The sequence below is a fragment of the Streptomyces sp. NPDC057616 genome, assembly GCF_042800575.1.
Lineage (GTDB): Bacteria > Actinomycetota > Actinomycetes > Streptomycetales > Streptomycetaceae > Streptomyces.
Map to the genome: position 1 here is coordinate 1 of NZ_JBHVGU010000054.1, position 25,688 is coordinate 25,688.

Annotated in this window: 22 protein-coding genes and 1 pseudogene; 10 read left to right on the forward strand and 13 right to left on the reverse strand. The window is 72.5% G+C overall.

All coding sequences use genetic code 11. The features are described 5' to 3' along the window. Both ACFU97_RS41430 and ACFU97_RS41435 read left to right on the forward strand, forming a co-directional pair. Positions 1 to 206 (forward strand): annotated as a pseudogene (locus tag ACFU97_RS41430) (3' terminal RNA ribose 2'-O-methyltransferase Hen1); the annotation flags it as partial. Continuing rightward, a complete protein-coding gene (locus ACFU97_RS41435; protein ID WP_384267201.1) occupies positions 203 to 2,749 on the forward strand; it encodes a polynucleotide kinase-phosphatase in 2,547 nt (848 codons plus the stop codon). The pseudogene ACFU97_RS41430 and the gene ACFU97_RS41435, both read left to right, overlap by 4 nt. A 9-nt stretch (positions 2,750 to 2,758) precedes the next feature. On the opposite strand, the gene ACFU97_RS41440 is transcribed toward ACFU97_RS41435, so the two are convergent. Both ACFU97_RS41440 and ACFU97_RS41445 read right to left on the reverse strand, forming a co-directional pair. Next, a complete protein-coding gene (locus ACFU97_RS41440) occupies positions 2,759 to 3,652 on the reverse strand; it encodes a hypothetical protein (protein ID WP_384267203.1) in 894 nt (297 codons plus the stop codon). Further along, entirely contained in the window at positions 3,649 to 4,686 is a 1,038-nt protein-coding gene (locus tag ACFU97_RS41445) for an SPFH domain-containing protein (protein ID WP_384267205.1), read from the reverse strand. The genes ACFU97_RS41440 and ACFU97_RS41445 overlap by 4 nt, the downstream gene beginning before the upstream one ends. Positions 4,687 to 4,817: 131 nt before the next feature. Here ACFU97_RS41445 and ACFU97_RS41450 point away from each other — a divergent pair, with 131 nt between their 5' ends. Both ACFU97_RS41450 and argF read left to right on the forward strand, forming a co-directional pair. Continuing rightward, positions 4,818 to 6,041 (forward strand): arginine deiminase, encoded by a 1,224-nt coding sequence (locus tag ACFU97_RS41450; protein WP_384267208.1) that lies wholly within the window; start codon positions 4,818 to 4,820, stop codon positions 6,039 to 6,041. Between the two features lie 84 nt (positions 6,042 to 6,125). Further along, complete coding sequence (argF, locus tag ACFU97_RS41455) at positions 6,126 to 7,133, forward strand: ornithine carbamoyltransferase (RefSeq protein WP_384267210.1); 1,008 nt, start codon at positions 6,126 to 6,128, stop codon at positions 7,131 to 7,133. A gap of 16 nt (positions 7,134 to 7,149) precedes the next feature. Here the strand turns inward: argF and ACFU97_RS41460 are convergent, their stop codons facing one another. Beyond that, positions 7,150 to 7,608, reverse strand: a complete 459-nt coding sequence (locus ACFU97_RS41460) for an ATP-binding protein (RefSeq protein ID WP_384267213.1) — start codon at positions 7,606 to 7,608, stop codon at positions 7,150 to 7,152. A gap of 298 nt (positions 7,609 to 7,906) precedes the next feature. Between ACFU97_RS41460 and ACFU97_RS41465 the strand changes: the two genes are divergently transcribed. Both ACFU97_RS41465 and ACFU97_RS41470 read left to right on the forward strand, forming a co-directional pair. After that, on the forward strand, positions 7,907 to 8,734 hold the full coding sequence (locus ACFU97_RS41465) for an enoyl-CoA hydratase family protein (RefSeq protein ID WP_384267215.1): 828 nt from the start codon (positions 7,907 to 7,909) through the stop codon (positions 8,732 to 8,734). Between the two features lie 7 nt (positions 8,735 to 8,741). Further along, a complete protein-coding gene (locus ACFU97_RS41470) occupies positions 8,742 to 11,009 on the forward strand; it encodes a bifunctional salicylyl-CoA 5-hydroxylase/oxidoreductase (protein ID WP_384267218.1) in 2,268 nt (755 codons plus the stop codon). 51 nt (positions 11,010 to 11,060) lie between these two features. On the opposite strand, the gene ACFU97_RS41475 is transcribed toward ACFU97_RS41470, so the two are convergent. From ACFU97_RS41475 to ACFU97_RS41495, 5 genes are all read right to left on the reverse strand, one after another. Further along, positions 11,061 to 12,272, reverse strand: coding sequence for a sulfate adenylyltransferase subunit 1 (locus ACFU97_RS41475; RefSeq protein ID WP_384267220.1), 1,212 nt, complete (start codon positions 12,270 to 12,272; stop codon positions 11,061 to 11,063). Between the two features lie 2 nt (positions 12,273 to 12,274). Beyond that, positions 12,275 to 13,189, reverse strand: a complete 915-nt coding sequence (gene cysD, locus ACFU97_RS41480; protein WP_384267222.1) for a sulfate adenylyltransferase subunit CysD — start codon at positions 13,187 to 13,189, stop codon at positions 12,275 to 12,277. After that, positions 13,186 to 13,737 (reverse strand): adenylyl-sulfate kinase, encoded by a 552-nt coding sequence (gene cysC, locus ACFU97_RS41485; RefSeq protein ID WP_384267225.1) that lies wholly within the window; start codon positions 13,735 to 13,737, stop codon positions 13,186 to 13,188. Before cysC ends, cysD begins: the two co-directional genes overlap by 4 nt. Positions 13,738 to 13,851: 114 nt before the next feature. Next, positions 13,852 to 14,664, reverse strand: a complete 813-nt coding sequence (locus tag ACFU97_RS41490; RefSeq protein ID WP_384267226.1) for a PaaX family transcriptional regulator C-terminal domain-containing protein — start codon at positions 14,662 to 14,664, stop codon at positions 13,852 to 13,854. Positions 14,665 to 14,679: 15 nt separating this feature from the next. Next, the gene (locus tag ACFU97_RS41495; protein ID WP_384267229.1) at positions 14,680 to 16,296 is read right to left on the reverse strand and encodes an AMP-binding protein; all 1,617 of its coding nucleotides are present in this window, start codon (positions 16,294 to 16,296) and stop codon (positions 14,680 to 14,682) included. Between the two features lie 313 nt (positions 16,297 to 16,609). Here ACFU97_RS41495 and ACFU97_RS41500 point away from each other — a divergent pair, with 313 nt between their 5' ends. After that, the gene (locus ACFU97_RS41500) at positions 16,610 to 17,779 is read left to right on the forward strand and encodes an acyl-CoA dehydrogenase family protein (protein ID WP_384267230.1); all 1,170 of its coding nucleotides are present in this window, start codon (positions 16,610 to 16,612) and stop codon (positions 17,777 to 17,779) included. Next, positions 17,776 to 18,174, forward strand: a complete 399-nt coding sequence (locus ACFU97_RS41505; RefSeq protein ID WP_384267232.1) for a RidA family protein — start codon at positions 17,776 to 17,778, stop codon at positions 18,172 to 18,174. Before ACFU97_RS41500 ends, ACFU97_RS41505 begins: the two co-directional genes overlap by 4 nt. Before the next feature lie 22 nt (positions 18,175 to 18,196). Here ACFU97_RS41505 and ACFU97_RS41510 read toward each other — a convergent pair whose 3' ends face one another. Then, the gene (locus ACFU97_RS41510) at positions 18,197 to 18,391 is read right to left on the reverse strand and encodes a DUF5999 family protein (RefSeq protein WP_384267235.1); all 195 of its coding nucleotides are present in this window, start codon (positions 18,389 to 18,391) and stop codon (positions 18,197 to 18,199) included. 226 nt (positions 18,392 to 18,617) lie between these two features. On the opposite strand from ACFU97_RS41510, the gene ACFU97_RS41515 reads away from it, so the two are divergent. Beyond that, on the forward strand, positions 18,618 to 19,082 hold the full coding sequence (locus tag ACFU97_RS41515; RefSeq protein ID WP_384267238.1) for a DUF6299 family protein: 465 nt from the start codon (positions 18,618 to 18,620) through the stop codon (positions 19,080 to 19,082). Between the two features lie 162 nt (positions 19,083 to 19,244). Further along, entirely contained in the window at positions 19,245 to 20,195 is a 951-nt protein-coding gene (locus tag ACFU97_RS41520; protein WP_384267240.1) for a PaaX family transcriptional regulator C-terminal domain-containing protein, read from the forward strand. On the opposite strand, the gene ACFU97_RS41525 is transcribed toward ACFU97_RS41520, so the two are convergent. Genes ACFU97_RS41525 through boxC form a run of 4 tightly spaced genes read right to left on the reverse strand, consistent with a single transcriptional unit; the run spans position 20,109 to position 25,545 of the window. Then, positions 20,109 to 20,966, reverse strand: a complete 858-nt coding sequence (locus ACFU97_RS41525; RefSeq protein ID WP_384267242.1) for an amidohydrolase family protein — start codon at positions 20,964 to 20,966, stop codon at positions 20,109 to 20,111. The genes ACFU97_RS41520 and ACFU97_RS41525 overlap by 87 nt on opposite strands. After that, complete coding sequence (locus ACFU97_RS41530; protein WP_384267244.1) at positions 20,963 to 22,486, reverse strand: benzoate-CoA ligase family protein; 1,524 nt, start codon at positions 22,484 to 22,486, stop codon at positions 20,963 to 20,965. The genes ACFU97_RS41525 and ACFU97_RS41530 overlap by 4 nt, the downstream gene beginning before the upstream one ends. A 10-nt stretch (positions 22,487 to 22,496) precedes the next feature. Then, positions 22,497 to 23,918, reverse strand: a complete 1,422-nt coding sequence (gene boxB, locus ACFU97_RS41535; protein WP_384267246.1) for a benzoyl-CoA 2,3-epoxidase subunit BoxB — start codon at positions 23,916 to 23,918, stop codon at positions 22,497 to 22,499. Positions 23,919 to 23,922: 4 nt separating this feature from the next. Continuing rightward, positions 23,923 to 25,545, reverse strand: coding sequence for a 2,3-epoxybenzoyl-CoA dihydrolase (gene boxC / locus ACFU97_RS41540; RefSeq protein WP_384267248.1), 1,623 nt, complete (start codon positions 25,543 to 25,545; stop codon positions 23,923 to 23,925). Positions 25,546 to 25,688 lie beyond the last annotated feature (143 nt).

Below are 25,688 nucleotides of genomic sequence, written 5' to 3' on the forward strand. Positions count from 1 at the left end.
CGGCCGGCCACGTCCGGCACGGCGACCACCGCTTCGAGTGGACCCGCGAGGAGTTCCGCGCGTGGGCGGCGAAGGTGGCCGAACGGCACGGCTACGACGTGGAGTTCGTCCCCGTCGGGCCGGACGACCCGGAGGTCGGCCCGCCCACCCAGATGGCCGTGTTCACGATGCTCACGACGGACAAGAAGGAGGCGAAGGCGGCATGACCGAAGCAGCAGAGCGCAAGGGACGGGTCCTGCCCGTCACCGACCTCTCCCTCGTCGTGCTCGTCGGCGCCTCCGGCTCCGGCAAGTCGACCTTCGCCCGGCGGCACTTCAAGCCGACCGAGGTGATCTCCTCAGACTTCTGCCGCGGACTGGTCTCCGACGACGAGAACGACCAGAGCGCGACCAGGGACGCCTTCGACGTCCTGCACTACATCGCGGGCAAGCGCCTGGCGGCCGGCCGCCGTACGGTCGTCGACGCCACCAGCGTGCAGTCGGACGCCCGGCGGCAGCTGATCGACCTGGCCAGGCAGCACGACGTACTGCCCATCGCCATCGTCCTGGACGTCCCGGAGGAGGTGTGCGCCGAGCGCAACGCGGCCCGCGTCGACCGGGCCGACATGCCGCGCCGGGTCATCCAGCGCCACACCCGTGAACTGCGGCGCTCCATCCGGCACTTGGAGCGCGAGGGCTTCCGCAAGGTGCACATCCTGCGGGGTGTGGAGGACGTCGAGAGCGCCACGGTCGTCACCGAGAAGCGCTTCAACGACCTCACCCACCTCACGGGCCCGTTCGACATCGTCGGCGACATCCACGGCTGTGCCTCCGAACTGGAGGCGCTGCTGGCCAAGTTGGGCTACACCGACGGCGTCCACCCGGAGGGCCGCACGGCCGTCTTCGTCGGCGACCTCGTCGACCGCGGCCCGGACAGCCCGGGCGTCCTGCGCCGCGTGATGTCGATGGTGAAGTCGGGCAACGCCCTGTGCGTGCCGGGCAACCACGAGAACAAGTACGGCCGCTACCTCAAGGGCCGCAAGGTCCAGCACACCCACGGACTCGCCGAGACCATCGAGCAGATGGAGGGGGAGAGCGAGGAGTTCGCGCGGGAGGTGCGGGAGTTCATCGACGGGCTCGTCAGCCACTACGTCCTCGACGGCGGCCGGCTGGTCGTCTGCCACGCGGGTCTGCCCGAGAAGTACCACGGCCGCACCTCCGGCCGGGTCCGCTCGCACGCGCTGTACGGCGACACCACCGGCGAGACCGACGAGTTCGGGCTGCCCGTGCGCTACCCGTGGGCGGAGGACTACCGCGGCCGGGCCGCGGTCGTCTACGGCCACACGCCCGTACCCGAGGCCACCTGGCTCAACAACACCATCTGCCTCGACACCGGCGCCGTGTTCGGCGGCAAGCTGACCGCGCTGCGCTGGCCGGAGCGCGAGCTGGTCGACGTACCGGCCGAGCAGGTCTGGTACGAGCCGGCGCGCCCGCTGCGCACCGAGGCGCCCGGCGGGAACGACGGCCGGCCGCTCGACCTGGGCGACGTGCACGGCCGCCGGATCGTGGAGACCCGGCACCAGGGCCGCGTCGCGGTCCGCGAGGAGAACGCGGCCGCGGCCCTGGAGGTCATGAGCCGCTTCGCGGTCGACCCGCGCCTGCTGCCGTACCTGCCGCCGACCATGGCCCCGACGGCGACGTCCAGGGCGGACGGCTACCTGGAGCACCCGGTCGAGGCGTTCGCGCAGTACGCGCAGGACGGCGTCGCGCGGGTCGTGTGCGAGGAGAAGCACATGGGCTCGCGGGCGGTGGCGCTGGTGTGCCGGGACGCCGGGGCCGCGAGCAAGCGGTTCGGCGTCGACGGTCCCACGGGATCCCTCTACACCCGCACCGGACGTCCGTTCTTCGACGACGAGGCGGTGACGGAGGAGGTCCTCGGGCGGGTCCGCGCGGCCGTCGGCGAGGCCGGCCTGTGGGACGAACTCGACACGGACTGGCTGCTGCTGGACGCCGAGCTGATGCCGTGGTCGCTGAAGGCGTCCGGGCTGCTGCGGTCGCAGTACGCGGCCGTCGGCGCCGCGTCCGGCGCGGTGTTCCCCGGCGCGCTCGCCGCGCTGGAGGGCGCCGCGGCACGGGGCGTCGAGGTGACGGACCTGCTGGCCCGCCAGCGTGAACGCGCCGCGGACGCGGCCGCGTTCACCGACGCCTACCGCCGCTACTGCTGGACGACCGAGGGCCTGGACGGCGTGCGCCTGGCGCCGTTCCAGATCCTCGCCGTCCAGGGCCGCAGCCTCGCGGGGCTGCCGCACGAGGAGCAACTGGCCCTGCTGGACCGGCTCGTGGAGCACGACGGCAGCGGCCTGCTGCAGACCACCCGCCGGCTCTACGTCGACACCGGCGACCCGGAGTCGGTGCGGGCCGGGGTCGACTGGTGGCTGGAGATGACCGGCCGCGGCGGCGAGGGCATGGTCGTCAAGCCGGTCGGCGCGCTGGTGCGCAGCACCGAGGGACGGCTAGTGCAGCCGGGCATCAAGTGCCGGGGCCGCGAGTACCTGCGGATCATCTACGGTCCGGAGTACACGCGCCCCGACAACCTGGCCCGGCTGCGCACCCGGTTCCTCAACCACAAGCGGTCGCTGGCGATCCGCGAGTACGCCCTGGGCCTGGAGGCCCTGGACCGGCTGGCGGAGGGCGAGCCGCTGTGGCGGGTGCACGAGGCCGTGTTCGGGGTGCTGGCCCTGGAGTCGGAGCCGGTGGACCCGCGGCTGTGACGGCCGGCGTCAGCCGATCAGCCGCAGCCGCTGCCCGCACGCCCCCACCGACACGGACTGGCCCCAGGTCAGCTCCAGCGCGTCCTTCTCCATCCCGTCGCCGAAGACGATCAGGTGCTCGGACTCGACGGTGAGGCGGAGGCGGGCGGGCGCCGGGAGTTCGCCCGCCACCAGCGACGTGCCGGTGGCGGGCGAGGGCCATGCCTCCCTGACGAACCACAGGAGGCGCTGCTCGGTGGGGCCGGGGAGCCGCAGGCCGGTGCCCCGCTCCTGCCACACCGACCGGATCCAGCCGGTCGCCCCGGTCCCGGTCCCCACCAGCACCCCGGACGATGCCTGGGCCTCGACGGCACCCCCGTCGTCCTCGAGGCCCAGGCGGTATCTGGCCGTCTGATGTCCGACGGCGCCGAGGTAGATCTCGTTGAGGGCCACCAGCCGCTGGGTGTCGTCGGCGACGGCCTCGACCATGGTGAGCTCGTCCGCGCCGGTGGAGAGCGCCGCGGGCAGCAGCGCGGCCGCGTCCGCGGGGCGGTGCCGCACCAGCACGCCGGGGTTGCGGCCCGGGTCGGTGTCGATGCCGATCACCGGCTGCCCGGCCAGATACTTGGCGACGTTCGCCACCAGCCCGTCCTGCCCCACCACGACGACCACGTCCTCGGGTGCGAACAGGAAGCGGTCCAGGTCGGCGCGCTCCACCGTCGCCTGACGCCAGGTCAGCGGGATCGCGGCCGTCACCTCCGCCAGCGCGCGGCGGGTGCGGTGGTGCCGGTCCGCGACCTCCTCGATGTCCCGCCCCCGGGTGGAGAGGAAGAAGGCGGCCTGGCCGTGGGTGCCGTGGTGGGCCACCAGCTCCTCGTACTCCGTGGTGCGGTGGACCAGGACGGCGCGCGGCGCGAGGCTCACGCCGGCTCACCGCCGCCGAGCCGGGCGAGCAGCCCGGTCAGCACGTCCGGCGAGACGGTCACGCTGTCGATCCGCGGCAGGTTCTCCGCGAGGCGGGTCCCGGTGAGGGCGTGCAGGGTCGCCACGTCCACCTCGGCGTGCACCCGCAGCCAGGCCGCCTGCGCCTGGGCCCGTGCATCGCCGACCTCGCGCGCGCCCTCGGCCTCCGCGCGGGCGAGCCGTACCGCCTTGGTGGCCTCCGCCTCCGCCAGCCGCACCGTCCGCGCCGCCTCCGCGTCGGCCCGCACCGCATCCGCCGCCGCGTGCTCCTCGGCCTCGCGCCGGCTGTTGGTGCCGCGCTGCTCGACCAACTGCTCCTCGCGGCGGGCGAGTTCGATCTGGCTGGCCAGTTCGTTCTCCGCGATGGTCCGCTCCCGCTCGACGGCCACGGCCCGGCGCTCGTAGGTCGCCCGGTCGGCCTCCTGCTGGATCTGCTCACGGGCCGGGGTGCGCAGCGCCCGCTCGACCTCCGGCTCGGGCCGCAGCGCGACCACGCGCACGGCGACCACCTCGATGCCGGTCGCGGGCAGCCGCGGCTCCGCGCCGAGCCCGGCCGCGACCCGCTCCCGCACCGCCGCGACGCCGTCGACCAGGGCCGAGGACAGCGGCGTCCGGGCCAGCACGTCCAGCGCGTGCTGCTGCGCCGTCTCGGTCAGCAGTGTGCCCAGCTGCTCCAGCGGCGCGCCCCGCCACACGCCCGTGTCCGGGTCGACGGAGAAGTCCAGCCGGGCCGCGGCGAGCGCCGGGTCGCTGATCCGGTAGGTCACCGTCGCCTGCACCGCCACGTCCTGGAAGTCGGACGTACGGGCATGGAAGGTCATCGCCAGCTCCCGGTCGTCGACCGGCACCTCCGACAGCGCGGAGGTCAGTGCGCGGAACCAGAAGCTGAGTCCCGGGCCGTCGTGCAGCAGCTTGCCGTCGCGGTGGTGCCGGATGTGCGCCGTGGGCGCTCCGCGCAGGTGGCGCCAGCCCAGGCGCCGGGTGATGTCGGCCATCGGATCCCCTCGTTTTTCGTCCCTTGGACGATAAGCGGGAGAGACGTTTATCGTCAAGAGGACGAAAACAAGAAGTCGCGGAAACCGCGCAGCGGCGGGTCAAGACGCCCGCCGATGGTCAGGATGGAGGCATGGCATTCCATGTCGACTCCGAGGCCGGGCGGCTGCGCCGCGTCATACTCCACCGGCCTGACCTGGAGCTCAAAAGGCTCACACCCAGCAACAAGGACGCCCTGCTCTTCGACGACGTGCTCTGGGTGCGCCGGGCGCGTGCCGAGCACGACGGGTTCGCGGACGTCCTGCGCGACCGCGGCGTCGCCGTCCACCTCTTCGGCGACCTGCTCACCGAGGCCCTGGAGATCCCGGCGGCCCGCACCCTCGTCCTGGACCGGGTCTTCGACGAGAAGGAGTACGGCGTCCTCGCCACCGACCACCTCAGGGCCGCCTTCGAGACGCTCCCCGCGCCGGATCTGGCCGAGGCCCTGGTCGGGGGCATGACCAAGCGCGAGTTCCTGGAGGCGCACACCGAGCCGACCTCCGTGCGCTTCCACGTCATGGACCTCGACGACTTCCTCCTCGCCCCGCTCCCCAACCACCTCTTCACCCGCGACACCTCCGCCTGGATCTACGACGGCGTCAGCGTCAACGCCATGCGCTGGCCGGCCCGGCAGCGCGAGACGGTCCACTTCGAGGCGATCTACCGCCACCACCCGCTCTTCCGTGCCGAGACCTTCCGCGTCTGGTCCGAGGGGCAGGCCGACTACCCCTCCACCATCGAGGGCGGGGACGTCCTGGTCATCGGCAACGGCGCCGTCCTGATCGGCATGAGCGAGCGCACCACCCCGCAGGCCGTCGAGATGCTCGCGCACAAGCTCTTCGAGGCGGGCTCGGCCGAGACGATCGTGGCTCTCGACATGCCGAAGCGGCGGGCCTTCATGCATCTCGACACCGTGATGACGATGGTCGACGGCGACACCTTCACCCAGTACGCGGGCCTCGGCATGCTGCGCTCGTACACGATCGAACCGGGCGCCGCGGACAAGGAGCTGAAGGTCACCGACCATCCGCCGGAGCACATGCACCGCGCGATCGCCGCCGCCCTCGGGCTGAGCGAGATCCGGGTGCTGACCGCGACGCAGGACGTGCACGCGGCCGAGCGCGAGCAGTGGGACGACGGCTGCAACGTCCTGGCCGTCGAGCCGGGCGTCGTCGTCGCCTACGAGCGCAACTCCACCACCAACACCCATCTGCGCAAGCAGGGGATCGAGGTCATCGAGATTCCCGGCAGCGAACTGGGCCGGGGCCGGGGCGGCCCGCGCTGCATGAGCTGCCCCGTCGAGCGGGAGGCCGTATAGACATGCGACCCCGGGGCTGTATAGGCATGCAATTCTTCGTATAGACTTCCAAGGGTAGACGTTCCCGCATTCTGGAGTGCCCCCATGGCGACAGTCCCGACCGCCCTCGCAGGCCGCCACTTCCTGAAGGAGCTCGACCTCTCCCAGGAGGAGTTCCTCGGCCTGATCGAGCTGGCCGCCGAGCTGAAGGCCGCCAAGAAGGCCGGGACCGAGACGCGGTACCTGGGCGGGAAGAACATCGCGCTGGTCTTCGAGAAGACCTCGACGCGCACACGCTGCGCGTTCGAGGTCGCGGCCGCCGACCAGGGCGCCTCGACGACGTACCTCGACCCGTCGGGCTCGCAGATCGGGCACAAGGAGTCCGTGAAGGACACCGCGCGCGTGCTGGGCCGGATGTTCGACGGGATCGAGTACCGCGGCCACGGCCAGGGGGTCGTCGAGGAGCTGGCCGCGCACGCCGGGGTCCCGGTCTACAACGGCCTCACCGACGAATGGCACCCCACCCAGATGCTGGCCGACGTGCTCACCATGACCGAGCACACCGACAAGCCGCTGACCGGGACGGCCTTCGCCTACCTCGGCGACGCCCGCTACAACATGGGCAACTCCTACCTGGTCACCGGCGCCCTGCTCGGCATGGACGTCCGCATCGTCGCGCCCCGGCTGCTGTGGCCGGACCGGACGATCGTGGAGGTCGCCCAGCAGCTCGCCGCGGCCTCCGGTGCCCGGATCACGCTCACCGACGACGTGAAGGAGGGCGTGCGCGGCGCCGACTTCATCGCCACCGACGTATGGGTGTCGATGGGGGAGCCCAAGGAGGTCTGGGACGAGCGCATAGCGCTGCTCGGCCCCTACGCGGTGACCATGGACGTCCTGCGCGCCACCGGCAACCCCGACGTGAAGTTCCTGCACTGCCTGCCGGCCTTCCACGACCTCGGCACCGACGTCGGCCTCGAGATCCACCGGCGCCACGGGCTCACCGAGCTGGAGGTCAGCGACGAGGTGTTCGAGTCCGAGCACTCCGTGGTCTTCGACGAGGCCGAGAACCGGATGCACACCATCAAGGCGGTCCTGGTCGCGACCCTGGCCTGACCCGTGCGGGCGGCGGTCAGACGGGGCGCCGCTGCTGCGGCACCGCCGGCAGCCGGAACCACACGGCCTTGCCCGAGGTGGTCGGCCGGTGCCCGCAGGAGGAGCTGAGCGCGCGGATCAGCAGCAGCCCGCGCCCGCCCTCGTCCCAGACGTCGGGCTCCTTGTCGCTGGGCCAGGTCAGCTCGTACGGCGGCATCGGATCCGGGTCGTGCACCTCGACCTGGCAGCCGCCCGGCAGCAGCTCCAGCACGAGCTCTATCGGGGAGTCGCCGACGGTGTGCTCCACGGCGTTCGCCACCAGCTCAGCCGTGAGCAGTTCCGCGGTGTCGCAGTCGGCCCCGTGGTCCAGCTCGGCCAGCGCGGTGCGCACGAGCGCACGGGCCACCGGCACGGCCGCGGTGGAGTGCGGCAGCGCGATGCGCCAGGAGGCGGAGGCGGAGGCGGAGGGGCGTTCGTACAAAGCGGGTCCGTTCATAGCAGGCTGTCCTGCTTTCAACCGTATGAATGGTACGGCGCCGTCCGTCAGAGTCGTCCGGCGGGCGCCGCACGGGACCTTCGGCCCCGATGACGAGCGGCTTACCCGTAACCACGCCTCGCTTCGCACGCCTGATCCTGCCGTAGCCCGTCTGTCGACGATCCGTGACGGATGTGACCCGGCCGGGTCGGATCCGGCCAGCCTTATCGCGCACTCCTGACGACAGTCACAGAAAAGTGATAACTTCGAAGGCCAGAGCTCAGTACGGCAGTGCCCGCCCCCGAGGAGGCCGCACGTCATGAGTCCCTTCACCGGCTCCGCCGCCCGCACCCCGCGCTGGGAGCACCTGCGCGTCGAGCTCACCGACGGGGTCGCCACGGTCACACTGGCGCGCCCCGACAAGCTCAACGCGCTCACCTTCGGCGCCTACGCCGACCTGCGCGACCTGCTCGCCGAGCTGTCCCGCGAGCGCGCGGTACGGGCCCTGGTGCTGGCCGGCGAGGGCCGCGGCTTCTGCTCGGGCGGCGACGTCGACGAGATCATCGGCGCCACCCTGTCCATGGACACCGCCCAGCTCCTCGACTTCAACCGGATGACCGGGCAGACGGTGCGGGCGATCCGGGAGTGCCCGTTCCCGGTGATCGCGGCCGTGCACGGGGTGGCGGCGGGCGCCGGCGCCGTCCTGGCCCTGGCGGCGGACTTCCGGGTGGCCGACCCCAGCGCCCGCTTCGCGTTCCTGTTCACCCGGGTCGGCCTGTCCGGCGGCGACATGGGCGCGGCCTACCTGCTGCCCCGGGTGGTCGGCCTCGGCCACGCCACCCGTCTGCTCATGCTGGGCGAAGCGGTCCGGGCCCCCGAGGCCGAGCGCATCGGCCTGATCAGCGAGCTGACCGAGGAGGGCCGGGCCGACGAGGCCGCCCAGGCACTGGCCCACCGCCTGGCCGAGGGCCCGGCCCTGGCGTACGCCCAGACCAAGGCCCTGCTGACCGCCGAGCTGGACATGCCGCTCGCGGCCTCGGTCGAACTGGACGCCTCGACCCAGGCGCTGCTGATGAACGGCGACGACTACGCCGAGTTCCACGCCGCGTTCACCGAGAAGCGGCCGCCCAAGTGGCAGGGGAGGTGAGGTCGCGATGCGCGTCGCGATCATCGGCGGCGGACCCGGCGGCCTGTACGCCGCGGCCCTGCTGAAACGGCTCGACCCCACCCGCGAGATCACCGTCTGGGAGCGCAACGCCCCGGACGACACCTTCGGCTTCGGCGTCGTCCTGTCCGACGAGACGCTCGGCGGGATCGAGCACGCCGATCCCGTGGTCTACGAGGCCATGTGCGCGGACTTCGTGCGCTGGGACGACATCGACATCGTGCACCGGGGCGCCCGGCACACCTCCGGCGGCCACGGTTTCGCCGCCCTCGGCAGGAAGCGCCTCCTGGAGATCCTGCACGAGCGCTGCCGCGCCCTCGGCGTGCAGCTCCGCTTCCGCGCCGAGGCCCCGCACCCCGACGAGCTGGCGCGCACGCACGACCTCGTCGTCGCCGCCGACGGCATCAACAGCACCACCCGCGAGACCTACGCCGATGTCTTCCGCCCCCGGGTGACCACGCACCGCTGCCGCTACATCTGGCTCGCCGCCGACTTCGCCTTCGACGCCTTCCGCTTCGAGATCGCCGAGACCGAGCACGGCGTGATGCAGCTGCACGGCTATCCCTACGCGGCCGACGCCTCCACGGTCATCGTCGAGATGCGCGAGGAGGTGTGGCAGGCCGCCGGGTTCGCCGACCTCGACGAGGCCGGGTCCGTCGAGCGGTGCGCCAAGATCTTCGCGGAGGCGCTGCGCGGCCGGCCGCTGCGCTCCAACAAGTCGGCCTGGACCACCTTCCGCACGGTCACCAACGAGCACTGGTCGCACGGCAGCACCGTGCTCCTCGGCGACGCCGCCCACACCGCCCACTTCTCCATCGGCTCCGGCACCAAGCTCGCCGTCGAGGACGCGCTCGCGCTCGCCGCCTGCCTGGAGGAGCAGCCCTCCCTGGACAAGGCGCTCGCGGCCTACGAGGAGGAGCGCAGGCCCGTCGTCGCCTCCACGCAGCGTGCCGCCCGCGCGAGCCTGGAGTGGTTCGAGAACCTGGACCTCTACCTCGGCCAGCCGCCGCGCCAGTTCGCCTTCAACCTGCTCACCCGCAGCCGCCGGGTCACCCACGACAACCTCCGCCTGCGCGACGCCCACTTCACCGGCGCCGTGGAGCGGGAGTTCGGCTGCCCGGACGGCACCCCGCCGATGTTCACGCCGCTGCGGCTGCGCGGGCTGACGCTGCGCAACCGGGTCGTGGTCTCGCCGATGGACATGTACTCGGCCGTCGACGGCCTCCCCGGTGACTTCCACCTCGTGCACCTGGGCGCGCGGGCCCTCGGCGGGGCCGGCCTGGTGATGACCGAGATGGTGTGCGTCAGCGAGGAGGGCCGGATCACGCCCGGCTGCACCGGCCTCTACACCGGGGAGCAGGCGGACTCCTGGAGGCGGATCACCCACTTCGTGCACGCCCAGTCCCCGGGCACGGCGATCGGCGTGCAGCTCGGCCACTCCGGCCGCAAGGGCTCCACCAAGCTGATGTGGGAGGGCATGGACGAGCCGCTGGAGGACGGCAACTGGCCGCTGGCGGCCGCCTCGGCGCTGCCGTACAAGCCGGGCAGCCAGATCCCGCGCGAGCTGACCCACGACCAACTCGCCGACCTGCGCGAGCAGTTCACCGCCGCTGCGTGGCGTGCCGCGAACGCCGGCTTCGACCTCCTCGAACTGCACTGCGCCCACGGCTACCTGCTCTCCGGCTTCCTCTCGCCGCTGACCAACCGCCGCACCGACGCCTACGGCGGCTCGCTGGAGAACCGTCTCCGCTTCCCGCTGGAGGTCTTCGACGCGGTACGGGAGATCTGGCCCGACGAGAAGCCGATGACCGTCCGCATCTCCGCCACCGACTGGGCGGAGGGCGGCACGAGCGCCGAGGACGCCGTCGGGATCGCCCGCGCCTTCGCCGCGCACGGCGCCGACGCGATCGACGTGTCGACCGGGCAGGTCGTCTGCGACGAACGCCCGGACTTCGGCCGCTCCTACCAGACCCCGTACGCCGACCGCATCCGCCACCACGTGGGCGTCCCGGTGATCGCGGTCGGCGCGATCTCCTCCTGGGACGACGTCAACTCCCTGATCCTGGCGGGCCGCACCGACCTCTGCGCCCTGGCCCGCCCGCACCTCTACGACCCCCACTGGACTCTCCACGCGGCGGCCGAACAGGGTTACGAAGGCCCCGGCGTCACCTGGCCCGCCCCCTACCGCGCGGGCAGCCGCCGCCCCCAGACGGGCCGCACGGACACCCCCAAACAGCGCCTCACCCTGGGCAGTTGACCTCATCCGCACCCGTGACCGCACCATCCCGCGGTGCCCCCGAAACGCCGCTCAGCCCTGGCGGTCGACCCGCGCCATCCCCGCGGTGAGGGTCGATCCGTCCGTCGGGTCGATCAGGATGAAGGCGCCGGTGCGGCGGGAGACGGTGTAGTCGTCGAGGGGGAGCGGGTCGGCGGTGTGCAGGGTGATGCGGCCCAGGTCGTTCACCGCCAACTCCACCGCTCCCGCCAGGTCCTTGACGATCGCCTTCACCGTGCGGGTGGTGTGGCGGAGCAGCACGCGGTCGCCGACGCGCAGGGGGCGGTCGGCCAGGTGGCAGACGCCGGCGGTCACCTCACGGGTGAGCGTCGGGGCGTTCACCCCCGCGGTGAGCAGGTCGCCGCGTGCCACGTCCCGCTGGTCCGCGAGCCGGACGCTGATGGACTGCGGGGTGTGCGCCACCTCCCGGTCGGCCCCGAGCACGTCGATGGCGGTGATCTCCGAGGTCTCGCCGGACGGATGCACCGTGACCCGGTCGCCGACCCGCAGCGAGCCGGACACCAACTGGCCCGCGTAGTGGCGCACTTCGCCGTCCCGGATGACGTACTGCACCGGAAAGCGCGCGGGCGCGCCCGCGGCCTCGGTGCCGACGGGGACCGTCTCCAGGTGCTCCAGGAGCGCCGGGCCCTCGTACCAGTCCATGTGCGCGGAGCGCTCCACCACGTTGTCGCCGGCCAGCGCCGAGACCGGGATCGGTGTGAAGCCGGGCAGGTCAAGCTCCGCCGCGTGTCCCGCGAAGTCCTCGACGATCTCCTCGAACCGCGGCTGCCCGTAGTCGACGAGGTCCATCTTGTTGACGGCGAGGACGACGTGGGGGACGCGGAGGAGGGCGGCGATGGCGGCGTGGCGGCGGGTCTGTTCGACGACGCCGTTGCGGGCGTCGACGAGGATGACGGTGAGTTCGGCGGTGGAGGCGCCGGTGACCATGTTGCGGGTGTACTGCACGTGGCCGGGGGTGTCGGCGAGGATGAAGCGTCGCTTGGGGGTGGCGAAGTAGCGGTAGGCGACGTCGATGGTGATGCCCTGTTCGCGTTCGGCGCGCAGGCCGTCGGTGAGCAGGGCGAGGTCGGGGGTGTCCTGGCCGCGGTTGCGGGAGGCGTGCTCGACGGCTTCCAGCTGGTCGGTGAGGACCGACTTGGAGTCGTGCAGCAGCCGGCCCACCAGGGTCGACTTGCCGTCGTCGACGGAGCCCGCGGTGGCGAAGCGCAGCGTGTCCACGGTCATGCTTAGAAGTACCCCTCGCGCTTGCGGTCTTCCATCGCGGCCTCGGAGAGCTTGTCGTCGGCGCGCGTGGCGCCGCGCTCGGTCAGCCGTGAGGCGGCGATCTCGGCGATCACCTTGTCGATCGTGTCGGCGTCGGAGTCGACGGCGCCGGTGCAGGACATGTCGCCGACGGTGCGGTAGCGCACCTGCCGCTTCTCCACGCTCTCGCCGTCCTTGGGGCCGCCCCACTCGCCCGCCGTGAGCCACATCCCGCCCCGCCGGAAGACCTCACGGTGATGGGCGTAGTAGATCTGCGGCAGTTCGATCCGCTCGCGGGCGATGTACTGCCAGACGTCCAGTTCGGTCCAGTTGGACAGCGGGAAGACGCGGACGTGCTCGCCGGGGGCGTGCCGGCCGTTGTAGAGGTTCCACAGCTCGGGGCGCTGGCGGCGCGGGTCCCACTGCGAGAACTCGTCGCGCAGGCTGAAGACGCGTTCCTTGGCGCGGGCCTTCTCCTCGTCGCGCCGTCCGCCGCCGAAGACGGCGTCGAACCTCTCCGCCTGGATCTTCTCGGTCAGCGGCAGGGTCTGCAGCGGGTTGCGGGTCCCGTCCGGGCGCTCCTTGAGCACACCGCGGTCGATGTAGTCCTGGACGGAGGCGACGTGCAGCCGCAGTCCGTGCTGGGCGACGACGCGGTCGCGGTACTCCAGCACCTCGGGGAAGTTGTGCCCGGTGTCCACGTGCAGCAGCGAGAAGGGGACCGGTGCGGGGGCGAAGGCCTTGAGCGCCAGGTGCAGCATGAGGATGGAGTCCTTGCCGCCGGAGAAGAGGATCACCGGCCGCTCGAACTCACCCGCCACCTCACGGAAGATGTGCACCGCCTCGGACTCGAGGGCGTCCAGATGGGAGAGCGTGAAGTCCCGCGTCGCCGCGCTCACACCAGCCCCCGCTCCGCCAGCACGGCGTGCACCGCGTCCGCGGACTCCCGCGGCGTCTGGTCCTGCGTCGGCAGCACGAGATCCGCGTCCACCGGCGGCTCGTACGGATCGTCGACCCCCGTCAGCCCCACCAACTGGCCGGCGGCCTGCCGGGCGTAGAGGCCCTTCACGTCCCGCTCGCTGCACACCTGGACCGGCGTGGCGACGTGCACCTCGATGTACGGGGTGGCGCTGGCGGCGTGCCGCCCCCGCACGGCCGCGCGACTGTCCGCGTACGGCGCGATGACCGGGACGACGGAGAGGACGCCGTTGCGCGCGAGGACCTCGGAGACGAGGCCGATGCGCTGCACGTTGGTGTTGCGGTCCTCCCGGGAGAAGCCGAGTCCCGCGGAGAGGAAGCGGCGTATCTCGTCGCCGTCGAGCACTTCCACACGATGCCCCTCGGCCTTCAGGCGTTCGCCCAGGAGGCGGGCGATCGTCGTCTTGCCTGCGCTCGGCAGTCCGGTGAGCCAGACAGTGGCTCCCTGAGCCCGTGCCGTGGTGGTCATGCGCAACTTCCTCATTTCTTACCTTGGGAGGCTCCGAGGACCCTAGGTAAGAAACTTGAGAAGAGTGATAGAAGAACCTGAGGGTTCCGTGAGTGACGCAAGTTGTGGCTGAGGTCACACGCCGGCGAACTCGGCCCCCGCGTCCCTGAGCCGCGCGTGCAGCCCCCGGAAGACGGCCGCCGAGCGCACCCCCGGCCAGTCCTCGGGCAGGAGGCGGGCCGGCAGACCCGGGTCGACGTAGGGGAGATGGCGCCAGGAGTCCAGGGCGAGGAGATAGTCGCGGTAGGCGTCCTCGGGCGAGGTGTCCGTCCGGTGTTCCCAGCCCTGCAGCACGGGCCCGTGGCGGTCCAGGAACGCCTCGTGCTCCTTGGCGATCTCGGCCAGGTCCCACCAGCGGGCCACCGCCTCCGCGGTCGCCGCGAAACCGAGGTGCTCGCCGCGGAAGAGGTCGACGTACGGGTCGAGGCGCAGCCGCTGGAGCGTGTGCCGCGTCTCCTCGTACAGCCCCGCGGGAGCGATCCACACCCCCGGCGTGGCCGTGCCGAAGCCGAGTCCGGCCAGCCGGGAGCGCAGCACGTGCCGCTTCTGCCGCTCCGACTCGGGCACGGAGAAGACGGCGAGCACCCAGCCCTCGTCCTCGGGGGGCGTCGTGGCGTAGATGCGCCGGTCGCCGTCGTCGAGCAACTGGCGGGCGTCCGGCGAGAGTTCGTAGCCCGCCGCGCCCTGGGCCGTGCGGGCCGGCACCAGGAGTCCGCGGCGTTTGAGCCGGGACACCGACGAGCGGACCGAGGGGGCGTCCACGCCGACCGCGGCCAGCAGACGGATCAGTTCGGCCACGGGCACGGGGCCCTCGGCGAAACGGCCGTAGGCGCCGTAGAGCGTGACGATGAGAGACCGTGGTGCATGCTGGTCGGACACGTTGATCATCTTAGGTCGTCGGCATCAGGGCTGGTCACCATCGGTTTCCCGTTCGACCTCCGGTTCGCTGCGCAGCCGGAAGCGCTGGAGCTTGCCGGTCGCGGTGCGCGGCAGCGCGTCCAGGAAGACGATCTCACGGGGGCATTTGAACGGGGCGAGCTCGGACTTGACGAAGGCGCGCAGGGCCTCGGTGTCCCGCTCGGCACCCTCCTTGAGCACGGCGTACGCCACGACCACCTGCCCGCGCGCCTCGTCGGGGCGCCCCACGACGGCGGCCTCCACCACGTCCGGATGGCGCAGCAGCGCGTCCTCGACCTCGGGGCCCGCGATGTTGTATCCGGCCGAGATGATCATGTCGTCGGCGCGGGCGACGTAGCGGAAGTAGCCGTCGGAGTCGCGGACATAGGTGTCGCCGGTGATGTTCCAGCCCCCGCGCACATAGACGTGCTGGCGCGGGTCGGTGAGGTAGCGGCAGCCGACGGGGCCGCGCACGGCGAGCAGCCCCGGCTCGCCGTCGGGCACGGGGTTGCCGTCCTCGTCCTGCACCCGCGCCTGCCAGCCCGGTACGGCCGTGCCCGTCGTCCCGGGTCTGATGCGCTCGTCGGCCGCGGAGATGAAGATGTGCAACAGCTCGGTGGCGCCTATGCCGTTGATGATGCGCAGCCCGGTCCGGTCGTACCAGGCCTGCCAGGTGGCCGCGGGCAGGTTCTCGCCGGCCGAGACGCAGCGCCGCAGTGACGCGACGGCGTGGGTGTCGAGCTCGTCCAGCATCGCGCGGTAGGCGGTCGGCGCGGTGAACACCACGGAGACCCGGTGCTCCGAGATCGCGGCCAACAGCTGCTTGGGATGGGCCTGTTCGAGCAGGAGCGCACTCGCGCCGGCCCGCATCGGGAAGACGACCAGGCCGCCGAGCCCGAAGGTGAAGCCGAGCGGCGGGCTGCCCGCGAAGACGTCGTCCGCGCGGGGCTTGAGCACGTGCCGCGAGAAGGTGTCGGCGATCGCCAGCACGTCCCGGTGGAAGTGCATGCAGCCCTTGGGGCGGCCGGTCGTGCCCGAGGTGAACGCGATGAGCGCGACGTCGTCGGCGGCGGTGTCGACGGCCGGGTACGGGGTGTCGGGCGCCGCCCGGCGCAGCAGGTCGTCGGGGGCGTCGCCGCCGTACGTGGTGATCCGCAGGCCGGGTATCTCGGCCTTCGCCAGGTCGTCCACGGCCCGTATGTCGCACAGGGCGTGCCGTACCTCGGCGATCGCGCACACCGTGCTCAGCTCGTGCGGGCGCTGCTGGGCGAGCACGGTGACCGCGACCGCGCCCGCCTTCAGCACCGCCAGCCAGCAGGCGGCGAGCCAGGGCGTGGTCGGGCCGCGCAGCAGGACGCGGTTGCCGGGGACGACGCCGAGATCGCCGGTGAGCACGTGCGCGATGCGGTCGACGCGGGCGCGCAGCTCGCCGTACGTCCAGGAGGGACCCGCGGGGGTGTGGAACACCGGGTGCGCGGGGTCGGCGTGGGCCAGCAGCTCGGCGGCGCAGTTCAGCCGATCGGGGTAACGCAGTTCGGGCAGATCGAAGCACAGTTCGGGCCAGTCCTCGCGCGGCGGGAGGTGGTCGCGCGCGAAGGTGTCGACGTGGGCCGAGACGTTCATGGCGGTGCGCCCCCTTGCCGTTCTGGCCGTCGTGGTGGGCCCGGGGCCTGTCTTCCGGATCAGCCCGGCGTCGCGGGCCCCGGCACGCACGTCTGCCGCGTTGTCGTCGGTCGCCGACGCTCCGCGTCGACTCCCTCCTCCGCCTCGCAGCTGCACGCACCAGACCCCGCTCGGGTCGGCAACACGGCGCGGTTCCCTGCAGCCGGCCTGATCCGGAAGACAGGCCCCAGCGCTCTGAGCGTATCGTGTTGGTGACGACAGTCAACGGTACGCGATACGGTCGGGGGGAGGCGTTCAGGAGAGGGGACCGGCAATGCCCGCATTCTCGCTCGAACCGGAACAGATCGCCTGGTGTGGCGAGCTGCGCACCCTGGCCGCGGAGCAGTTGCGCCCGCTCGCCGAGAAGGGTGAGCCGGGGCACGTCAACCGCGCGCTCGTCGCGGAGCTCGGCCGGCTCGGGCTGCTGGGCCGGCTGTTCACCTCGGGCGCCCTGGACCTCTGCCTGATGCGGGAGTCCCTGGCGTACGCCTGCACGGAGGCCGAGACCGCCCTCGCCCTGCAGGGACTCGGCGCGCACCCGGTGCACGCCTGCGGCACCCCGGCCCAGCGCGACCGCTGGCTGCCCAAGGTCGCCGACGGCACGGCGGTGGCCGCCTTCGCGCTCACCGAACCGGGGGCGGGCTCGGACGCTGCGGCGCTGGAGCTGCGGGCCGAGCCGGACTCCGGCGGGTCCGTCACGGCCGAGCCCGACGGCCCGGCCGGCTGGCGGCTCACCGGCGAGAAGTGCTGGATCTCCAACGCGCCCGAGGCCGACTTCTACACCGTCTTCGCCCGGACCACCCCCGGCGCGGGCGCGCGGGGTGTGACCGCCTTCCTCGTGCCCGCCGACCGGCCCGGGCTCACCGGCACACCCCTCGACATGCTCTCGCCGCACCCCATCGGCGCCCTCGACTTCGACGCGGTGCCCGTCACGGCGGACGACGTGCTCGGCGAGGTGGACCGCGGGTTCCGCGTCGCCATGGGGACCCTCAACCAGTTCCGCCCCAGCGTCGGCGCGTTCGCGGTCGGCATGGCGCAGGCGGCGCTCGACGCGACCCTCGCGCACACGTCCCGACGGGACGCGTTCGGGGGCAAGTTGAAGGATCTGCAGGCGGTCGCCCACCAGGTCGCCGAGATGGCGCTGCGCACCGACGCGGCCCGCCTCATGGTCCACGCGGCGGCGACGGCGTACGACGAAGGCGCCCCCGACGTGCCCCGGCGCGCGGCGATGGCGAAGCTGCTCGCCACCGAGACCGCGCAGTACGTCGTCGACAGGGCCGTCCAGTTGCACGGCGCCCGCGCCCTGCGCCGCGGCCATCTCCTCGAGCACCTCTACCGTGAGGTGCGCGCCCCGCGCATCTACGAAGGGGCGAGCGAGGTCCAACGCGGCATCATCGCCAAGGAGTTGTACCGCGACGTGGAGGCAGTGGAGGAATCGCAGTGAGCACCGAGCGCGTCAACCCGCCCGAACTCTCCCCGGCGACCGGCTTCTCGCACGCCGTCGTCGCCACCGGATCCCGTGTGGTCTTCCTGGCCGGCCAGACCGCTCTCGACGCCGACGGCAAGGTCGTCGGCGACACCCTGCCCGAGCAGTTCGGGCGGGCGCTGGTCAATCTGCTCACGGCCCTGCGCGCGGCGGGCGGCACCCCGGCCGATCTCGCCCGGGTCACCGTCTACGCCACCGATGTCGCCGCCTATCGCGTCCACGCGCCCGAACTGGGCCGTATCTGGCGGGAGTCGGCGGGCCGTGACTATCCGGCGATGGCCGTCGTCGAGGTCGTGCGCCTGTGGGACGAGCAGGCGATGGTGGAGCTCGACGGCTTCGCCGTGCTGCCGTAGGCGGCGCGGCGCGGCGGTCCGCTCAGGCCGCGACGGCCGCCGGGCCGACGGGTACCCGGTGCGGCGCGACGGCCCGGCCGTCGGACGTCAGCTCGCCGGTGTCGTCGAAGACGATCGCGCCGTCGCACAGCAGGCTCCAGCCCTGCTCGGGGTGGGCGGCCACGACGTGCGCGGTGGTGCTGTCGAAGGAAGGGCACGAGGACTGGTGGGAACACATGGCGCACCTCCACGTCGGGCGGGACCGTCCGTCCGGCCCCTGTGGATAGACGATCCTCCCCTCGAGAACTCATCGGAACAGCCTGCCGTGAAGCGTGACAACACGCGGACAACCCCCGGACGGTTCCACGACGGTCGGTGCGGACTCGCCACCGAAGGGGTGACGGTCACCGCCGTCGGCGCTCACGCCGGGTACCAGTGGAAACCCCACCTACAGGAGGTTTCCCATGACCAAGCGTCCCGCCCTGGCCCTCGCCGCCGGTGCCGCCCTGTTCCTGCTCGCCGCTCCGGCCGCCCAGGCGAGCGCCGCCCCGCAGCGCACCACCGACGTGCAGGAGACGGTGACCGTCGACCCGACCGGCCGCATCGCCGAGGACGGCACCGTCACGCTCTCCGGCACGTACCGCTGCGTCGGCGGCGACGGAGCGGCCTTCGTCAGTTCCAACGTCCGGAAAAGCTCCACGACCTCCGCCGGTGGCACCACGACCGTGATCCAGGGCATCGGCGGCACGGCCGCCGTCTGCGACGGCGAGACGCACCGCTGGGAGAACAGCAGCGTGCCGTCGATGGAGGTCGCGCCGGGCAAGGTCAGCGTCGAGGCCACCGTCACGGAGCTCAGCTTCCACGGCATCCTGCCGCTGCCCCGCTTCCACGCCGTGGAGCGGCACGAGGTCACCCTGACCAAGGCCTGACAGCCGCCCCCGCCGCGCCGCCGGACCGCGAGGCCGGCGGCGCGCGGCATGTCCGGAACGCACCGCACCGGCCGGGCGAGATGCTCTACTTATCCCTCGCGCGACGACAAGATATTGTGCAGATACGGCAGCGGGGGACCGGCGGCGACGGGAGTGACGGGCATGGCGAAGGACGCGTCCGCGCGGCCGGTGGTCAGCAGGCGCCGCGAGGTCGGTGACACCAGCGCCCGTTCGCTGCTGATGACCATGCTCGGCGAGTACGTCCTGCCGCGCGGCCGGCCCGTGTGGACCTCGGCGCTGGTGGAGGCGCTCGCGCTGTTCGGCGTCGAGGAGAAGTCGGCCCGCCAGTCCCTGGCCCGCACGGCCGCGGAGGGCTGGCTGGCCTCGGAGCGGGTGGGCCGCCGGGTGCGCTGGGCGCTGACCCCGCCGGGACGCCGGCTGCTGACCGAGGGCGCGCAGCGCATCTACGACTTCGGGCGCGAGCGGCGCGCCTGGGACGGCACCTGGCTGGTGGTCCTGGTCTCGGTGCCGGAGTCCAAGCGCGACCTGCGCCACCGCGTGCGCACGCGGCTGAGCTGGGCCGGCTTCGGCTCCCCGGAACCGGGTGTGTGGATCACGCCGCGCGCCGACCGGGAGGCGGAGGCGCTCGCCGTGCTGAAGGAACTGGGCCTGGCCGACGACGCGATGTCCTTCACCGCGGCCTACGGCGCCGTGGGCAGCGAGCCGGCCATGGTCGCCCGTGCCTGGGACCTGAGCGAGGTGGAGGACCGCTACGAGTCCTTCATCGACGAGTTCACGGGCCTGCACCCCGCGGACGGCGACGCCGTCCTCCACGACCTCACCCGGCTCGTCCACGAATGGCGCCGCTTCCCCTTCCTGGACCCGCGCCTGCCCGCGCGGCTCCTGCCCACGGGCTGGAGCGGGGCGCGCGCGGTGGACCTCTTCCACGCCAGGCACGCGGACTGGAGCGCGGCCGCGCAGCGGCGCTGGGAGGAGCTGGAGGGCCGGACCCCCGGGGGCCGCCGCCTAGACCCCCAGCCCCGGGAAGACCTTCGCCGCGTTGCCCGACAGCACCCCTCGCAGCGTCTCCTCGGCGAGCCCCAGCTCCCGTAGCGCGGCGACGTTGTGCGACGTTCCCGGTACCCCCGGCCAGTCCGTGCCGAAGATCCAGCGGCCCGCCAGCCTCGCCAGGTCGAAGCGGGCGTAGTAGCCGGGGAGCTTGTGCGGAGGCAGCCCGGCGAGGTCGAGCCAGACGTTCGCACGGGCCAGCGCGAGGAAGGCGGCGGTGTCGTACCACCAGCCCCGGCCGCCGTGGGCGAAGACGAACTGGAGGTCCGGGAAGTCCTCCACGGCGTCCAGCAGCAGCTGCGGGTCGCCGTAGCGTGCGCGGGCACCGGGGAAGGTGGACGTACCCGAGTGCACGATCACCGGGACGCCGCGCTCGGCGCACAGGGCGTAGAGCGGGTACAGCTCCTTGTCGCCGGGGTCGAAACCGGCGTGCACGGGATGGAGCTTGACCGCGACCGCGCCCAGGTCCAGCTGGCGCTCGGCCTCCGCCGTCAGCGGATGGTGCAGGTGCGGGTTGACGTTCGCGACCAGCCGGAAGCGGACCGGGTTGTGCGCCACGATCGGCAGCAGGTCCTCGATCGGCTGGATGCCGGTGGCCCGCGGGCTGTACTCGCAGAACAGCAGCGCGCGGTCCACGCCCTCGGACTCCAGCAGGGCGTCCAGCCGCCCGGGCACGGGGTCGCCGTGCTCGTCGTAGGCGTCACGCCAGGGGTGGCCGCGGGAGAAGGTCCGCGCCCACTCGAACCAGGCGGGCTTCAGCGTGGACAGCCGCGGCACGTGCACGTGCGCGTCCACCACCGTCTCGCCCCCGATCACGGCGCCTCCTCGGAACGGACCATCTCCCGCAGCACGTTGCGCCGGATCTTCCCCGTCGCCGTACGCGGCAGCTCGGCCAGGGCGACGACCCCGCGCGGCCGCTTGAACGCAGCGAGGCCCTCCCGGCACCAGGCCACCAGCGCCTCCGCGTCGACCTCGCGCCCCGCCCTCGGCACCACGCACGCCACCGGCCGGTCCAGCCCGTCCGCGTCCCGCGCGCCCACCACGGCCGCCTCCGCCACGTCCGGATGGGCCAGCAGCCGCTCCTCGACCTCGGCGGGCGAGACCCAGATGCCGCCCGCCTTCAGCAGGTCGTTGGTGCGGCCCATGCAGGTGTACGTGCCGTCGGCGTTGCGTACGTACGTGTCGCCGGTGCGCACCCGGTCGCCGAGGAAGACCTGACGGGTGGTCGCGGCCCGGCACCAGTAGCCGGTGGCGGCCGACGCCCCGCGCACGTACAGCTCGCCGGGCACGCCCTCACCGGCCACCACCCGGCCCTCCGCGTCCCGCAGCTCCACGGCGTACCCCGGAACAGGCTCGCCGGAGGAACCGGGGTGGACCTGCCCCTGCCGGTTGGAGATGAAGATGTGCAGCATCTCCGTCGACCCGATCCCGTCGAGCACCTCGACGCCGAACCGCTCCCGCATCCCGTGGAAGATCCGCGCCGGCAGCGCCTCACCGGCCGAGACGCCCACGCGTACGGTCGCGAAGGCGTCGTCCGGGATGTCGAGGCTCGCCAGCAGCGCGCCGAGGAAGCCGGGCACCCCGTACAGGACCGTGGCCCGGTCGGCCGCCGCCCGTTTGGCGAACAGCGCGGGCGAGGGCCGGGCGGGCTCCAGCAGGGCGGTGGCGCCGGCCGACAGCGGGAAGAACATCGAGTTGCCGAGGCCGTAGGCGAAGAACAGCTTCGCCACCGACAGGCACCGGTCCCCGGGGCCGATGCCGAGCACCCGCCGCCCGTAGTTCTCCGCGACGAGCCGGATGCCGTCGTGCCGGTGCATGGCCGCCTTGGGGGTGCCCGTCGTGCCGGATGTGTAGAGCCACAGGGCGGGGGAGTCCGGCCAGGTGGGATACGGCCGCTCGTCCGTGCCGGCGGTCCGCAGCCGCTGCCACGCGTCGCCCAGCACGACGTGCTCGACCTCCGGGGCCTCCCGTACGGCGGCCCGCACCAGGGGCGCGAACTCCTCCGACCCCAGCACCACCCGGGTACGGCAGTCCGCGACCAGCCGGCCCAGCTCCGCCCCGGTGAGCATGGTCGAGGCGGGCACCGCCACCGCACCGATGCGGAAGGCGGCGAGGATGCCGGTGAACAGCTCGACGTCGTCCGCCATGCAGAACAGGACGCGCTCCTCGGGCCGCACCCCGAGGGCCCGCAGCCCGGCCGCCACCCGGCGGACCTCGGCGGACAGCTCCTCGTAGGTCAGGGACCGGGTGGGCGTCACGACGGCCGTGCGGGCGCCGTTGCCGTCCGCCACCTGCCGGTCGACCAGCCACTGCGCCGCGTTGAACAGCTCGGGCATCGCGGCCGCCTCACACCAGTCGGACGTACTCGTAGTCGAACGGCTTGCCGTTGATGCCCGCGGCCGGCGGCGCCACCCAGCTCGCGATCTTCCCGCGCTCGTACACCGGCTGCATCAACGACCGTACGAAGGCGAGGTCCTCGGCCGTCGGAAGCCAGCGCGCGCGGCTCGCCTCCCAGGTCTCCTCGTCGACGATCCGGCCGTCCGGCGTGACGTGGTGGCCGGAGGCGAGACCGACGTGGCGGTTGAAGCCGGGGTGCGGCAGCCGCAGCCGGAAGTCGACGCCGTGCTCCTCGAGGATGCGGTTCCAGCGCTTGACGCCGGTCCGGCAGTCGGCGATGTACTCGTCGCGCAGATCGAGGTTGAGCGCGAGCAGCGCCGGCACCTCGTCCGCGCCCCAACTCCCGTCCGGGGAAGGCTTGTCCAGCCGTACGCCGTCCTCGGTGAGCCGGTGGTCGTCGCCCCGCCGCTCCTCCTGCCAGCGGCCCTTGAGCCCGGCGGTGTAGTAGTTGGCCGCGTTGGTGGAGGTCTCGCCGCCGAACAGGTCCAGGGAGACCGTGTAGTGGAAGTTGATGTACTTCTGGACGATGTCGAGCGGGATGCCGCCGCAGGCCGCGATGTCCAGCGTGTCGTGTTCGCGCACCAGTTGGGCGCTGCGGGTGACCACCCGGTCGACACCCGTGGTGCCGACCATCATGTGGTGCGCCTCCTCCTTCAGCATGAAGACGCAGGTCCGCGACAGCGGGTCGAAGGCGCTCTCCTTGAGCGAGCCCAGCTGGTACTTGCCGTCCCGGTCGGTGAAGTACGTGAACATGAAGAAGGCCAGCCAGTCGGCGGTCTCCTCGTTGAACGCGCCGAGGATGCGCGGCGCGTCGGGGCTGCCGGAGTTGCGGTACAGCAGCGCCTCGGCCTCCTCGCGCCCCTCGCGGCCGAAGTAGGCGTGCAGCAGGTACACCATCGCCCACAGGTGGCGCCCCTCCTCCACGTTGACCTGGAAGAGGTTGCGCAGGTCGTACAGGCTCGGCGCGCTCAGCCCGAGCAGGCGCTGCTGCTCGACCGAGGCCGGCTCGGTGTCGCCCTGGACGACGATCAGGCGCTGCAGGTCGGCGCGGTACTCGCCGGGCACCTGCTGCCATACCGGCTCGCCCTTGTGCTCGCCGAAGGCGACCCGGCGGTCCGGGGTGGGCTCGGCGAGGAAGATGCCCCAGCGGTAGTCGGGCACGGTGACATGGCCGAAGTGCGCCCAGCCGTCGCGGCCCACCGACACCGCCGTACGCAGATAGACGCCGTGGTTCTCCAGGGAGGGGCCCATCTCGCCCCACCAGCCGAGGAACTTGGGCTGCCAGCCCTCCAGCGCGCGCTGCAGCCGGCGGTCGTCGGCGAGACCGACGTTGTTGGGGATCTTGGCGTCGTAGTCGATGGCCGTGGGCATCGGGTCACACTCGCTTCCGGTCGTAGACCGCCCGCCGCCCGGTGCCGTAGCGGCGCAACGCGCCTTCCGGACCCGAGGCGTTGGGGCGTACGAAGATCCAGTTCTGCCAGGCGCTGAGGCGGCCGAAGATCTTGGACTCCATGGTCTCCGGGCCGACGAACCGGTGGTTGGCCTCCATCCCGGTGAGCGCGTCCGGGCTCAGCGCGGCCCGGTTCTCCAGGACGAGGCGGATCTCGTCCTCCCAGTCGATGTCGTCGGGCGCGTCGGTGACGAGGCCGAGCTCACGGGCCTCGGCGGCGGTCAGCGGGCGTCCCGCCTCCCGGCGCAGCCAGTCGAGACGGTCGTCGTGGCCGTAGAAGCGGGACTGGAGGCGGGAGAGCCCGTTGCCCATCGGGAGGAGGCCGAAGTTCGCCTCCGACAGGGCGAGTTGGGCCCGCTCCTCGCTGTCCGGGTCCTCGACGGGCGGCCCGTCCAGCATGTACTGCAGGTCGCAGGCGAGCGCGAGCTCCAGCAGCAGTCCCGCGAAGCAGCCGCCCGGCTCGATCAGCGCGACGAGGCTGCGGCTGGTGACGTCGAGCCGCTTCAGGGTGCGCTTGTAGTAGTGCAGGACCTCGTTCGCCAGCCAGTCGTCCTTCGCCTCCAGCAACCGCCGCTCGTGGGCGAGTACGCGTTCCGGGGCGCCCTCGGTGCGCAGCACCCAGGTGCCCAGCTCTGGCTCGTTGGTCCTCAACCGGAGGATCAGGTCGTCGAGTTCGCGGGTGAGGGCGAGCAGCCAGCCGTCCTCCTCGCCGGGTCCGCGGACGGTGATCCGGACGAGTCCGCCCGGGCGGTCGAACTCGGCCCGCGCATACCGGTAGAAGATCCCTTCCTCGGTGCTCTCCCGCTCCAGCGGCCCGAGCCGGACGCCCTGGACGTCCCCGGGGCGGGGGTGGCGGGCCGCCGCCTCGCGCGCCCGCTGCTCCACGACGGCCCGGAACTCCCGCCGCGGCACCACCTCGTCCACCAGCCGCCAGTCGACGGCCGTCTTGCCCCGTACGCCGTCGCTGCGGGTGGCGAAGACGTCGGCCAGGTCCTTGCGCACCCGGCGCTTGTCCGTCAGCCGGGTCAGCCCGCCGGTGCCGGGCAGCACCCCCAGCAGCGGCACCTCGGGCAGGGCGACCGCCGAGGAGTTGTCGTCGATCAAAAGGATGCGGTCGCAGGCCAGCGCGAGCTCGTAACCGCCGCCCGCGCAGGAGCCGTTGACCGCGGCGATGAAGGTGAGGCCCGAGTGCGCGGAGGCGTCCTCCATGCTGTTGCGGGTCTCGTTGGTGAACTTGCAGAAGTTGACCTTCCACTCGTGCGGGGAGGCCGCGAGCATCCGGATGTTCGCGCCCGCGCAGAAGACCTTCTCCTTGGCGCTGGTCAGCACCACGGCCCGCACCTCGGGGTGCTCGAACCGCAGCCGCTGGAGCGCGTCGTACAGCTCGATGTCCACACCGAGGTCGTACGAGTTGAGCTTGAGCTCGTAGCCCGGGACCAGTCCGCCCCGCTCGTCGACGTCCAGCTCCAGCCAGGCGACCGGCCCGTCCGTACGCAGCCTCCAGTGCCGGTACGTCCGAGGGTTCCGGTCGAAGGACACCTCCACCATGCCGAGCGCCTCCTCGCGCCGGTGCGGGTACCGATGCCTCGATCGTCTACAGAAGAGCGGCAGGGCGTCAAGGTTCTGTAGAACAAAAAGCGGCCGGAACGAGCCGTGGGGGGGGGGCGCGGAAGGGAGGGAGATGGGCCGGA